Here is a 13114-nt window from a genome sequence, read left to right on the forward strand (position 1 = left end):
ACCATGAAAATCAAGTTTAAACTAATCTCCTTTTTCCTCTTGCTAACGGGCTGCCACTCTTTTTTAGACGTACAGCCTGAGCTGCAGGTCGATGAGGCACAGGCCATTACCAATGCCAGCACTGCCGAAGCTGCGTTAAATGGCTTATACAATCGCCTGGGCAGCGATGGCTATTATGGCTCTAACTTCCAGTCATTGGTCTATTTATCGGGTGGCGACATTCAATGGACTGGTTCACAGGGCGCACCCCAGGAAATCACGGCGCGCAAATTAACGGCCGACAATAGTTATGTTAGCGCGGCCTGGTCGGCAATTTACCGGACCATTCTTCAGGCCAATTACCTGCTGGAAACCGTACCTACGCTGGCTGACCCCCTACTAACTGCTGACCGGAAAAACCAGATTCAGGGCGAAGCGTATGCCTTACGGGCCCTGTCATATTTTGACCTGGTGCGGGGCTGGGGTGGTGTGCAGGTCGTCCTGAAAGCAACCCGTACGCCATCCGATAATACGGGCATTACACGCGGAAGTGCCGACGATACCTACTCCCAGGTACTTAAAGACCTGACGGCGGCCGAACCATTACTGAGTGCAACGACCAACCGCAACAAAGTCACCCGGAAAACCGTCTGGGCGCTGCGGGCACGTTACCATCTATACCGTCAGGAATGGGACCAGGCCGAAACCTACGCCAGCAAGCTCATTGAGGATTCAAACTACAAATTGGCTAAACCTTACAGCGCTTTTTTTGCAAACAACGCCGTAGCCACGCCCGAATCGGTGTTTGAAATCGCCTACAGCAACTCATTCAAAAATGGGAACTACAACTGGTGGCTACCGCCAGCCCTCAGCGGTCGCCGGGAATGGGCACCCAACGACAAGCTCGTGGCCCTGCTCAATGACCCCAATGTGGGTGGTAATCGGAAGGAGCTGATTGCACAAACGAGTCCGCCGGGTAATTTGTGGTATGGCAAACTGTATTATCGCACTCCGCTCGGCACTGATCCGGCCTATGTCATTCGGATTGCGGAGCTGTATCTGATTCGGGCGGAAGCTCGGGCACAACTTGGCAAAACAGCGGCCGCACTTGCCGATTTGAATGCCGTTCGGGACCGGGCAGCCGTACCGGCAGCGCAGGCCGCGACGAGAGACGCTCTGTTGCTGGCCATTGAAACCGAACGGCAGGTAGAGTTTCCGTTTGAAGCCGACCGCTGGTTCAATCTGATCCGAACAGGGCGGGTAGCTACCGTGCTGGGCATTACAGATACCACTAAATACGTGCTGCCGATTCCGAACAGCGAAATTCTGGCCGATAAAGCACTAGTACAGAATCAAGGTTATTAACTTATCTTCGTGAAGTTGGGTACAGATACGCCAACACTCGAAAACAACCGCTTATCATGAAACATTCTTTCGTACTTCCTCTCCTTTTGCTGGCATTAGTTGCAGGAAGACTTTCGGCCCAAACGCCCCAGACCATTGGCCCTGAAAAGGGGGCGCTCGTTATTGTGGGCGGGGGCAGCATGGGTCCCGAACTCTGGAACCGGTTTGTGGAGCTGGCGGGCGGACCTGCCGCAGCCAACATTGTTATTATTCCAACAGCCGGTGAAGATTCCTCCGCGAACAGCACACCGCGCGAAAAGGAAAAACTGCTAAGCCTAGGGGTTAAAAACATTACTGTCCTGCACACCCGCGATCCCAACGTTGCTAATCAGGAATCGTTTGTCGCGCCCCTGCGCAAAGCCACCGGCGTCTGGTTTGTGGGCGGCCGGCACTGGCGGCTGGCCGACTCGTACCTGAATACGCTGGCGCACAAGGAATTCAACGCCGTACTAAGCCGGGGCGGAGTAATTGGCGGTACGTCAGCAGGCGCTACCATTCTGGGTTCTTTTATGGTACGGGGCGACACCAAAGGCAATTCGATCATGGTTGGCGACCACACCCAAGGGCTGGATTTTATTCATAACGTCACCATCGATCAGCATTTTCTACGCCGGAACCGTCAATTTGATCTTATTGAGGTAATCAAAGCAAGACCGGAATTACTGGGCATTGCCATTGATGAGGGCACCGCCATTGTGGTTCAGCAGAATACCTTCGATGTAATCGGCAACTCGTATGTGGGCATCTACGAAGCGGGGCAGATTGCCAGCAACGGTAAATATCCGTCGGGGCAGAACAGCAGCGGAGGTCCGTTTTACTTCCTGGGCAAAGGACAGAAGTTTGATTTAAAGGGGCGCAAAGTAATCAGCCAGCAGCCGCAACGGCCTAATGAACCGGCAAAGTGAGTTGATGCTCAATGGACGGCTTACGCCCGTTTCCTCGGTCCGTGTCCTCACGGACCGCATCACTAGTAGCATATCTGGCGGAGCCGACTGATAGGAACGGTCCTTGAGGACACGAACCGAGGAAACAGGCTCTATTTCTGATTGTGGTGTCAGTTTTGAGAAGCTGACACCACAATCAGAAATAGAACACTACAACTCAACCTATCTGTCCATTGCACAATTAATCTATTTATCCTATAGAATATATAACATACTATTCACTATGTCTACCCTAATTCCTACTCCATCCGAACCCGCGTGGACCCGACCGGAAAAAACGCTCTTTCGCTTTGTCTTTATCTACTTCCTGATTCAGGCCATTCCCCTCGACTGGCGATTTTATCGAAACCTATTGTCAATCGACTGGGGAGCTTCCTACTACCGCGACCTGTTCTACCTGGCACGCTACGCTCCCCACTTTTTCGGCCCGACCGATACGTTCATAAACTGGGCAGTTGTCGCCCTGATCGCACTGGCGGGTACGATAGTCTGGACTGTTCGTGATCCGAAACGAATGACTTACGACGGGCTATATTACGGGCTCCGGGTCATTGTCCGGTACCGGCTGGCAGTTGCGATCCTTGCGTATGGGTTCATCAAATTGTTCCCTATGCAGGCCCCATTTCCATCCCTTAGCAGCCTCAACACGCCTTATGGAGAGCTTACAGCCTGGAAGCTTTTCTCGCTTAGTCTGGGCATTACACCCTCGTATGAATCCTTCCTGGGCATGGTCGAAATTTTGGGTGGACTCCTGCTGCTTAACCGCAAAACGACCGTCATTGGCACCCTGATTATCCTGCCGTTTCTGGGCAACGTTTTTGTATCCAATCTGGCCTACGAAGGGGGTGAGTCTGTGTATAGTTTACGGCTCATTACGTTTGCCCTGCTGTTGTTTGCTTTCGATGCGGTTCGCCTGTTTCGCCTGGTTTCGCTGGAGCAAGCCGCCCTGCCCAATCGCTTCAAACCAGTATTTGCCGAAGCCTGGCAACGCTATGGCCGACTGGCCCTAAAAACTGGTTTCGTCTTTTTTGCAGTGTTCCTCTATGGTTACAAAACCTACGCAGCCTATAAGATGGGACCATATCAGTTTCCCAAAACGCCAGGCCTACCCGGAGCCGCTGGCGTCTATGATGTTCAGACGTTTAAACTAGCTGGCGAAACACTCCCCTACTCTCGAACCGATTCAGTACGCTGGCAGAATGTCGTATTTGAAACCTGGAACACGTTGAGCATTAAGTCGAACCGGCCGGTTATTCCAGATCGCTCAAACACGGAGGAAATTCCGGTCGATGATGCCAATCGCACTTACGAACAGGCTGGAACAACGGGCCGCCACTACTACAGCTACCAGGTCGACTCGGCTCAGCATATTCTAACGCTCACCAATCGCAACCCGCATTACCCGAACGAAACACTGACGCTCCGTTACAGGCAGTCACCCCATCAACTTGTCCTGTCCGGACTTAACGAACGCCGTGATTCCGTCTACGTGGTTCTGAACAAACTCAACAAAAAATACCTGCTGAACGAGGCTGCCAAAGCCGGTCGCCGGGGAACCCTTACGCTTTAATTACGCAAAACAATGGCACTCCCGAATAGTAACCCCGAACGTTTGGCCTTAGGCCTGGTTTCACCCGATGAACGAACCGCCACGCAAACCGCAGACAGGCAACCGGTGGTTCCTGCCCGTCCATTTACAGAAAAACAAGCGCACACGGAGGGCACCAAAAAAGGCCGCTACCCAGCCTGGACACGAAGCGAGAAAATTGCCTTCCGCATTGCGTTTATTTTCTTCATTGTGATGTCCATGCCGACCAATGCGAGCTGGTACAAAAATGTAGCCTCCCTCGACTGGCTACACCTGCACTACCGCGACCTGTATGACGTGGCCCGCTTTCAGCCAAACATTCTCGGCCGGGTAAGTTGGTGGCCCGCCTGGATGGGCTATGGCGAGTGGGTTTTCATCCTGCTGGTGTCTGCTGTAGCGGGCCTGGTCTGGACCGCCGTTGTTGCCCTCCGACGGACAGAGCCACGGGATTACAACTGGCTCTATTACTGGCTTCGGGTGGTTGTTCGCTACCGGGCGGGCATAGGCATCATTGGCTTTGGTTTCACCAAACTGCTGCCCACACAGTTACCCTACCCGTCGCTTGGCTTGCTGAACACCAATTTCGGCGATCTCACCGCCCAGAAAATCTATTGGCTATCCATCGGCATTGTCCCCTGGTATGAAGTGTTTACGGGCGTTGTGGAAGTGCTGGCCGGTGCGCTTTTGTTTTTCCGGGCAACCACCTTCTGGGGAGCTGTTCTGTTGTTTGGCGCACTGGCCGATATTGTCTACGTCAACCTTGCCTATGATGGTGGCGTACATGGGTACAGTTCTTATTTCGTTGTCCTGTCGGGTTTTCTGCTGGTGTATTATATTCGGGATTTGTACACTCTATTAATTAAAGAACAGCTCACGATTCCAGCTCATTACTACCCTTCGTTTTCGGGTTGGCAACAGGGCGCCCGCATCGGGTTAAAAACGGCAACTATTGGCATTTTTCTCGTTCTTCTCTTCTGGATTCAATACGTCAATTTTCGGTACGATCCGTACAAACAGCCAGCTCAGAAAGGCGTTCGGGAACTTCGGGGCAATTATGCCGTAACCGAATTCAGGCTTAACAATAAGGAAATTCCGTATTCGCCGGTAGACTCCATCCGGTGGCAGGATGCTACCTTCGAAAACTGGTCGACACTCACGTTTAAAGTAAATCGGGCTGTCCCACTCGACCTCTCTAATGGGGGCGGCTCACCCATGCGCGACATCAACCGAACGTTCGAGCTGACAGGGGTGGCTGGTGGTCAGCGGGTATTTTATTACGATGCAGACCCGGTCAATCATGTGCTGTATCTGCAGGACAAATACCGGCCCGCCACAGGTCGGCGGGGAGAAGGTGGCGAGAATGAGGAAGGTACTGCCAAAAAGCAGGCAACGACGAAATCCACCAGAAAGAATAAACAGGCCATCGCTGACGACCAGTGGATTCCAGCGTCTGCACTGGCCAATATTGGCCCGGAAGACCCAAAGATTGCTTCGATTGCCCGCACGACCCGGCGCACTAAAGGCATTAAAGCGGAATCCCGGCAGGAAGATGGAACGCGTAAACGCATGATTCTCAAGTACCAGACAACCGACGGCTCACGGGTGGTGCTAACCGGCATCAATGAAAATAAAGACTCCGTTTATGTAGTATTGCATCGAATTAACCGCAATTACGCCCTATCAAAAAGCACGCTGAATGCGGGCGAGTATTAGGCTAAAACAAAAATAGATCACACCTACACCGGAACAGTTAAGCCCGAAACGGCTGTTATGCGCTTGATTCTAATTCCTGCTAATGGCTAACTATGAATTTGATGCCGTGGTTGTCGGCTCCGGTCCTAACGGACTGAGCGCTGCCATTACACTGCAACGCGCTGGCTTGTCGGTCGTGGTGCTGGAAGCAAAAGAGACCATTGGCGGGGGGCTTCGCTCGGCCGAGCTAACTCAACCTGGCTTTGTGCACGATATCTGTTCGGCCATTCATCCGCTGGCCGCCGGTTCACCGTTTTTTCGAACCTTACCGCTCGCGGACCATGGCCTGGAATTTGTCGATCCACCCATTGCAGCGGCCCATCCGTTCGATGATGGTACAGCGGCTGCGCTCAGACGCTCGCTAGTCGAGACGGCTCAATCGCTCAGTGTTGATGAACAGGCCTATCGAAACCTGCTGGCGCCTATCGTTCAGGACTGGCCAACCATGGCCCCCGATATTCTGGGGCCGCTGCGGTTCCCGAAACACCCGATCAACATGGCCAGTTTTGGCCTCGATGCTCTTTTGCCCATTACGCAACTGGTCAAACGGTTCAAAACGAAAGAAGCGCGAGGGCTGTTTGGCGGCATGGCCGCACATGCCATTCAACCCTTGAGCAACCTGACCACTTCGGCCATTGCGCTGGTACTGATGACCGCAGGACACCTCTACGACTGGCCGATTCCCAAAGGTGGTTCACAAACGATAGCCAATGCGCTGGCCTCCTATTTCCGTTCCCTCGGCGGGAAAATTGAAACGGGGCAGCGAGTCCAGTCGCTGAAAGATATTCCGTCTACACGGGTTGTCCTGTTCGACGTGACGCCCCGGCAACTCCTCGGCATTGCTGGTGAACGGTTTTCAGCCCTTTATCGAACCCAATTGGAGCACTACCGCTATGGCATGGGCGTTTTTAAAATTGACTGGGCGCTGGATGGCCCCATTCCGTTTACGGCACCCGAATGCCAGCAGGCAGGGACAATTCATATTGGCGGTACATTTGAGGAAATTGCCGATGCGGAACAGGCCACGTCATCGGGCAAACATCCCGATAAACCCTACATTTTGTTAGCTCAGCAAAGCCTGTTCGATCCGAGCCGGAGCCCGACCGGAAAACATACGGCCTGGGCGTATTGCCATGTACCAAACGGATCAACGGTTGACAGAACCCAGATTATTGAGCAACAGGTCGAGCGATTCGCCCCCGGTTTTCGGGACCGGATTCTGGATCGGCATACGATGAACACCGCTCAGATGGAAACCTACAACGCCAACTACATCGGGGGCGACATCAACGGCGGGATCATCGACATCGGGCAGTTGTATACGCGACCTGTGGTTAGCTTATCACCTTACAAAACATCAGCGCCGGGTATGTTTATCTGTTCCTCCTCTACCCCGCCCGGTGGCGGGGTACATGGTATGTGCGGCTATCATGCGGCCAGGGTGGCCCTGCGCGAAGGGTTTGGCCTGCCTGTTCCCATCACCCTGGCGACGACCTGACAACCCGGTCGCATCGTGGGTCTGGCAGCCGGCTTGTCCACTAGCACAGGAGCCTCAAAATATCCGGCATTTTTTTTGCGGGGTGCGTCTTTACCGCCACTTACTGTCCTAAAATGCGCATTCTATTCATCGCTCTTATACACCTGTTGAGTTTGTCCTATGCGTTCGGCCAGGTAAACGTATCCCTCGTCCCGCAGCCTGCTAAACGCCGGGATATACCCTTTACCATTTCGGCCGTTGATGATAAAACATCAGCGGTATTACCTGCCAAATTCACGATTCAGGCTAAACAGACCAAGCAGAAATTTAGCGGAGAAAGTAGGCTTGGCATTCCATATTCGTTCACATTAACTCATCCAGATACAATCAATGTTATTGCCAGTACGCCCGGTTATTACGAAGCGGAAGAACTAATGACTGTTTTCTGTGATACTTGTGCTTTTGAGTATGTAATTCGGCTTGAAAAAGAAGATCCTAAGACGGACAGTGTGTTTCGTAACCTGGAAGTCAACCAGGCGTTTCGATTAGACAATGTCTATTTCGACCAGAGCAGTTATGTACTCCGGCCAGAATCCTATCCGCAGCTGAACAAGCTGGTTAAAACCCTGATCGCCACGCCGAAGCTGGTCATTGAAATTGCCGGACATACCGATAACGTAGGCGACCGGCGACTCAATCAGGCACTGTCCGAAAACCGGGCCCGAATTATCACCAATTACCTCGTCAACAAGGGCATTCCGGAAAGTCGATTGCGCCATGCGGGTTATGGCAGTAGCAAACCGGCCGCCCCCAACGATACAGAAGATAACAAACGAAAGAACCGACGCGTTGAATTTGTTGTCTTATCATTGTAGTGATTGGTGGTTCCAGGCAAGCTTATTACTAAATGGGCAATGCCAGCGAACTGCCTGATCACCAATGACTATCGTAACTGTTCATCAATGAGTTTTTTTGTTAAACCCGGCTCAATTACCCGCCAGATATGGGGCGATGCCGATGTTATTCTTCTCGTTTTTGCCGGTTCAGCCGCCGAGTTTGCCCTGAATCGGGCGGTAGACTGGTTATTTTATACGGGTAAACTCCCGGCGGACCCCATAGCCCGGCTCTTTTCGACGGTTCGCTACGCGCAGGATATCGTCTTTTCGTCGGACGAAAAAGCCCGCCAAGCCATCGCCCGCATGAGTGCCATTCATTCGGGTGTTGAGCAGAAACGAGGGTACCAGATTCCCGACTGGGCCTACCGTGATGTGCTGTATATGCTGATCGACTACTCCATACGAGCATTCGAAACCCTCCACCACCCCTTGACCGACATCGAGCGGGAAGATGTGTTTGCTACCTTTCGGGAAGTGGGCGCGGGCATGCATGTTCCCGATCTGCCGACAAATTACGCCGACTGGCGAATCGACCGGGAAACCCACCTGAACCGCGATCTGGTGCGCAGTGAATTTACGGATAAGCTCTTTCAGCGGTATCGCGAACAATTGGGGAACTGGCGGTATGATCTGCTCCGGCAAGCGCAGGCCGTTCTCGTTCCTCAGCAAGTTAGCCAGCGGCTAGCTTTACCCGAAAAACCTTTTCTAACGCATACAATTGGTTTGTATAAAGTTCTGAATACGCTGGGGCTTCGCTCCGTTGTTCAACGGGTGCTGTTACCAACCGAATACCTCGATCAAATCCGAGGTTTGGACCGATGAGTTTACAGTAGTACGTTTACGGTGTTCCATGAATGATGGCTCCAGCCTGGTGCCTACTATTCTCCGGCCTCTGACCGGTAACAAATCACAGTTCTCTCAATACCGGCCAAAGGCCGGAAAATAATAGACACCAGGCTGGAGCCTGGCGCCATCAACTTCATCAACATGACTACATCGCCCATCACCACATCCATTTTCGACCTGTTCAAGGTTGGGCCGGGGCCATCGAGTTCGCATACGATTGGCCCCATGAAGGCGGCTTTTGATTTCCGCCAACGGCTGGCTCAATTACCCACGGATATCCAGCAGCGGGCCGATGCTATTCATATTCACCTCTATGGCTCACTGAGTGCAACCGGAAAAGGGCACGGAACCGACCGCGCGGTAGTAGCAGGTTTGCTGGGCTGGCAACCCGAAACGACGGACCCCGCTGCCATGCTGAAGCTATTGCGCGACCCGGAGGTTTTGTACCCCGTTTCACTGGGCAACCAAACAATTGATGTTGGCGCGGCACAGATTCATTTCGAACGGAAACGGTATGACTCACCCTTTGCCAACACGATGGTGCTCAAGTTAAAATCGGGCGAAGAGGTGTTGGCCGAAGAGGAATATTACTCAATTGGGGGCGGGTTTATCAGTCGCAAAGGAGAGCCCGAAGCGGGCACCAGTTCCCATACCGTGCCTTACCCATACAGTTCGATGGCCGAGCTGAAAGAACACCTTAAAACCCATTCCATTTCGCTGGATGAACTATTGATGGCAAATGAAATGGCGTTGACCAACCGAAGTCGCGCGGAAGTAAACCAGCGGATCGACCAGATTCTGGATTTTATGCACAAGGCCGTTCGGCGCGGCCTCAAGCACAAAGGCGTGTTGCCAGGCAACATCAGGCTGAACCGCAAAGCGCCCATTTTGTTCCAGCAGGCCAAAGGCATGAGTCATCCGGGGGCGGCCCTCCGCTCAGACAGTTTCCTCATTTTTTTAAACGCCTATTGCCTGGCCGCATCTGAAGAAAACGCAGCTGGTGGCATCGTTGTGACCGCTCCCACTTCCGGCGCATCGGGCGTGATTCCGGGCTTGACCTTTCTGGCTAAACATCATTTTCACTACGACCGGGCAACGATGCGGGTGGGCATGCTGGCCGCAGCCGTCATCGGATTTCTGATCAAGCATAACGCCAGTATTTCGGGCGCTGAAATGGGCTGTATGGGCGAAATTGGTTCGGCTTCGGCCATGGGAGCGGCTTTCCTGACGCGTTGCACCCAGTCTACCAGCGATATCGGTCCGATTGAAGCCGCTGCCGAAATCGGCATAGAACACCACCTCGGCATGACCTGCGATCCCATTGGCGGCTATGTACAGATTCCGTGCATCGAGCGCAACGCGATGGGAGCCGTGAAAGCCTACAATGCTTACCTGTTGGCCACATCGGGATCCGCTTCGTTTCAAAAAATTTCGCTTGATGCGGTTATTAAAGTAATGAAAGCCACTGGCCGCGATATGTCAACCAAGTACAAGGAAACGTCGCAGGCTGGGCTGGCACTCAGCGCGACAGAATGCTGAGTATTAATACTCTATGCAAATTTGAGTATACTGGAAGCACACCAAACGAGGGTGAAAAGGGGAGCGACATGAAGCGCTTCTTTCTTTTCACCCTCACTTTTGTGAAGGCTTGCCCGAGCATTGGGTTAAACAATTGGTCGCTTTTAATACTTTTTTAATAAATCCGCTTAGTAACGCGGCCTTACACGGACCTATGACAACTATTTATACACCCCAGCAACAACGCATTTTGCTCATCACTAGCCTGATTATTATCGCAGGCTTCATCATATATGGCTTAAGTGGTTATATATCCGCTTTTCTGGGAGCTGGCATTCTGTATGTCGTTTTCCGTCCCTGGTTCACAGCCCTGGCCCTCAAGCGACACTGGAATCGGTCTCTAGTCACTGCGCTCCTAATTGTCTTCTCCATCGTTGTGATCATCATGCCGTTTCTCACGCTGAGTCTGCTTTTGATTGATCGCATCCAGTACTATTCACAGCATACCGAAGATATCCTGAATCTAGCGAAGAAAGCTGAAGAGTTAACGGGCTATCAGATTACCAGCCAGCAGAATATTCAGGCTATTCTTCGGCAGGGCGGAACGTATGCCAGTCGGCTATTGCCTTCGCTGGCAGGCGGTGCGCTGGATTTTATTGTCATTCTGGGTCTGATGTTCTTCACCCTCTATTTTATGTTTGTTCAGCAGGAAACCTTTCAGAAAGGGCTTCAGAAATACCTGCCTTTCAAACATGATACCCAGAAAGAACTTGGCGAATCTCTCAAAAACAACGTGAATGCCAATGTACTCGGCCAGGCGTTGGTCAGTTTGGTACAAGGTGTGTTGACAGGCGCAACACTGTGGATCTTTGGCGTTCCCGATGCTCTTTTCTGGGGTACAGTAGCCTTTTTCATGGCGTTCATTCCTGTGCTGGGCACGCCACTGGTTTGGGGACCAGCCGGACTCATTCAACTCTCGCAGGGCAACACGAGTCAGGGCATTGGTATTTTAGTGGTGGGCGTTGTCGTGATCATTAATATCGATAACCTGCTCCGGATTATGCTGGCCAAGCGCATGGGCGACATTCACCCACTCGTCACTTTAGCAGGCATTGTGTTAGGCGTTCCTATTTTCGGCATTCTGGGTCTGGTTGTTGGTCCTTTACTTGTGTCCTACTTCATTGTTCTGATCCAGGTATTCGAACGGGAGAATAAGAAACAGGAAAAAGAGGTCGCGATAGCCCAGGAACGCGTGGAAAAAGAAGCCGAGTTGAAGAAATAAATCTAAAAACTCAAGCCAGAGATTTTATTGAACCACAGAGGCACAGAGAACACAGAGCGTGCTCGTTACATAAAGTAAGCAGTGAAGAAACCTCTGTGTTCTCTGTGCCTCTGTGGTTCAATAAAATCTTTAGTACAATAAAATCTCTGGCTCACTGAAACGTGCACTAAAACGGAATCAATTCATGCTGTGCGCCGGATGAGCTGTTGGAAAAATCACCAGGGCATCGTAACCCAGAATTGTTCGGCGCAGATCAACATCGTCTATGTTGAGCTTCTGCCGTTGTAACGCCTTTCGGATCGGTAACAGGTTAAATACAACCCAATTCTGCTCAGGTGTAGCCTCGAAAAAAGGCTTTATAAACTTCAAATCGCCGTTGACGGGGTCGAGTTGATGAGCCGGCAAAGCCTTGAAGGGGCTTCCCTGAATTCCGTTTTTGCCAAAAATGGCAATGTGGTACGAGCTTTTGTACTCACTTTCGGCCAGGTTGCTGAGCAGGCTTCCGCAGTCATAAACGGTCAGGTAGCTCTCCCCGCGAGCGCAATGCATGGCTCCCAGTTTAACCAATACTTTTTTATCTTTGATTGACGATACATAAGCCGACATGAGCTGGTGTTTCATTAATTGCACCCGCAGGGCATGGCTTTGGGTTTTATAAATACGGGCCGATAATTGAACGGCATCCAGTACTTCTTTCTCATAAGCGGTCATGGGTTCTTTTGCCAAAGCGGCCACATCCTGGTCAAAGGCGGCACTTTGCATGTACATGGGATGGCTCAGATCCAGCGTTGCTTTCGTTGCCGAGATGGTAGCCCGTTCGGTCATGGCGGCATAACGCTGGCGCGTGCTGGGGCGAGTGGCTTTGTGCGCCAGTTCATTGTACAGCAGTTGGTCCGACATCATCATGACCTGGTCGAGACCGATTAGAGACGTGTGCGTACGGCTTGCTTCCCGAAGCATGTGAAACTCTTCCTGCAGGCTGTAAAATGAGAGGGCGGGCCCGGCCTGTACGGCCCATTTCATGAGTGAGGTTGTATCCGATTGAGCAAGTTTTTGGTTCAGTAGCTGCGCAACATAGGGGTCTACCTCCAGCGCGAAGGTGTTGAACGAAGCGGTTTTCAGTACTTGCTCGGTGAAGTAAGGAATCTCTGACATGAAATGATCCTCCCCGATCAATACATATTGATTGTCTTTGACCCCCGCCTGAATCAAGTTCCATCCTTTACCCGTAAAGCCGGCCGCACTGGGTTGTAGCAATAGGGTATTTTCCTTCAGCAGACGCGTCCATAAGGTATCGGGCTGTTGTGCAAATCCGGTAGAGAAGGTGAACAGAAAGGCAATAAGTACTAGTAATTGACTTGTGCGAGACATGCGTAACAATGGTTAGTCAGGTTGGTTATCGGCCCAATTGGGATACATAGTCCATAA

10 protein-coding genes are annotated in these 13114 nt (G+C 51.9%); 9 read left to right on the top strand and 1 reads right to left on the bottom strand.

From position 1 onward, the window contains the following. Positions 1 to 3: 3 nt before the first annotated feature. The 9 genes from SD10_RS14550 to SD10_RS14590 all read left to right on the top strand — a co-directional run bounded on the left by SD10_RS14550 (position 4) and on the right by SD10_RS14590 (position 11686). A complete protein-coding gene (locus SD10_RS14550) occupies positions 4 to 1344 on the top strand; it encodes a RagB/SusD family nutrient uptake outer membrane protein (protein ID WP_046574592.1) in 1341 nt (446 codons plus the stop codon). A 56-nt stretch (positions 1345 to 1400) separates the two neighbouring features. Then, the gene (locus SD10_RS14555; RefSeq protein ID WP_046574594.1) at positions 1401 to 2288 is read left to right on the top strand and encodes a cyanophycinase; all 888 of its coding nucleotides are present in this window, start codon (positions 1401 to 1403) and stop codon (positions 2286 to 2288) included. 262 nt (positions 2289 to 2550) lie between these two features. Then, positions 2551 to 3897, top strand: a complete 1347-nt coding sequence (locus tag SD10_RS14560) for a hypothetical protein (RefSeq protein ID WP_046574596.1) — start codon at positions 2551 to 2553, stop codon at positions 3895 to 3897. A 12-nt stretch (positions 3898 to 3909) separates the two neighbouring features. Further along, positions 3910 to 5628: a hypothetical protein gene (locus tag SD10_RS14565; RefSeq protein WP_046574597.1), complete on the top strand. Its 1719-nt coding sequence runs from the start codon at positions 3910 to 3912 to the stop codon at positions 5626 to 5628. 82 nt (positions 5629 to 5710) lie between these two features. Then, positions 5711 to 7165, top strand: coding sequence for a phytoene desaturase family protein (locus SD10_RS14570; protein WP_046574599.1), 1455 nt, complete (start codon positions 5711 to 5713; stop codon positions 7163 to 7165). A 113-nt stretch (positions 7166 to 7278) separates the two neighbouring features. Next, positions 7279 to 8019, top strand: coding sequence for an OmpA family protein (locus SD10_RS14575; RefSeq protein WP_046574607.1), 741 nt, complete (start codon positions 7279 to 7281; stop codon positions 8017 to 8019). 87 nt (positions 8020 to 8106) lie between these two features. Next, positions 8107 to 8862 carry an oxygenase MpaB family protein gene (locus SD10_RS14580; protein WP_179945463.1) on the top strand — a complete coding sequence of 252 codons (756 nt, stop codon included), beginning with the start codon at positions 8107 to 8109 and terminating at the stop codon, positions 8860 to 8862. A 165-nt stretch (positions 8863 to 9027) separates the two neighbouring features. Next, the gene (locus tag SD10_RS14585; protein WP_046574610.1) at positions 9028 to 10425 is read left to right on the top strand and encodes an L-serine ammonia-lyase; all 1398 of its coding nucleotides are present in this window, start codon (positions 9028 to 9030) and stop codon (positions 10423 to 10425) included. A 193-nt stretch (positions 10426 to 10618) separates the two neighbouring features. Further along, positions 10619 to 11686, top strand: a complete 1068-nt coding sequence (locus SD10_RS14590) for an AI-2E family transporter (protein ID WP_046574611.1) — start codon at positions 10619 to 10621, stop codon at positions 11684 to 11686. A gap of 177 nt (positions 11687 to 11863) precedes the next feature. Here SD10_RS14590 and SD10_RS14595 read toward each other — a convergent pair whose 3' ends face one another. Further along, positions 11864 to 13057 carry a hypothetical protein gene (locus SD10_RS14595; RefSeq protein ID WP_046574612.1) on the bottom strand — a complete coding sequence of 398 codons (1194 nt, stop codon included), beginning with the start codon at positions 13055 to 13057 and terminating at the stop codon, positions 11864 to 11866. Positions 13058 to 13114 lie beyond the last annotated feature (57 nt).

It is taken from the genome of Spirosoma radiotolerans (assembly GCF_000974425.1).
Lineage (GTDB): Bacteria > Bacteroidota > Bacteroidia > Cytophagales > Spirosomataceae > Spirosoma > Spirosoma radiotolerans.

Coding starts and splice junctions, on each gene's coding strand:
- SD10_RS14550 (WP_046574592.1), top strand. CDS start 4: ATGAAAATCAAGTTTAAACTAATCTCCTTTTTCCTCTTGCTAACGGGC.
- SD10_RS14560 (WP_046574596.1), top strand. CDS start 2,551: ATGTCTACCCTAATTCCTACTCCATCCGAACCCGCGTGGACCCGACCG.
- SD10_RS14575 (WP_046574607.1), top strand. CDS start 7,279: ATGCGCATTCTATTCATCGCTCTTATACACCTGTTGAGTTTGTCCTAT.
- SD10_RS14585 (WP_046574610.1), top strand. CDS start 9,028: ATGACTACATCGCCCATCACCACATCCATTTTCGACCTGTTCAAGGTT.
- SD10_RS14580 (WP_179945463.1), top strand. CDS start 8,107: ATGAGTTTTTTTGTTAAACCCGGCTCAATTACCCGCCAGATATGGGGC.
- SD10_RS14565 (WP_046574597.1), top strand. CDS start 3,910: ATGGCACTCCCGAATAGTAACCCCGAACGTTTGGCCTTAGGCCTGGTT.
- SD10_RS14570 (WP_046574599.1), top strand. CDS start 5,711: ATGGCTAACTATGAATTTGATGCCGTGGTTGTCGGCTCCGGTCCTAAC.
- SD10_RS14555 (WP_046574594.1), top strand. CDS start 1,401: ATGAAACATTCTTTCGTACTTCCTCTCCTTTTGCTGGCATTAGTTGCA.
- SD10_RS14595 (WP_046574612.1), bottom strand. CDS start 13,057: ATGTCTCGCACAAGTCAATTACTAGTACTTATTGCCTTTCTGTTCACC.
- SD10_RS14590 (WP_046574611.1), top strand. CDS start 10,619: ATGACAACTATTTATACACCCCAGCAACAACGCATTTTGCTCATCACT.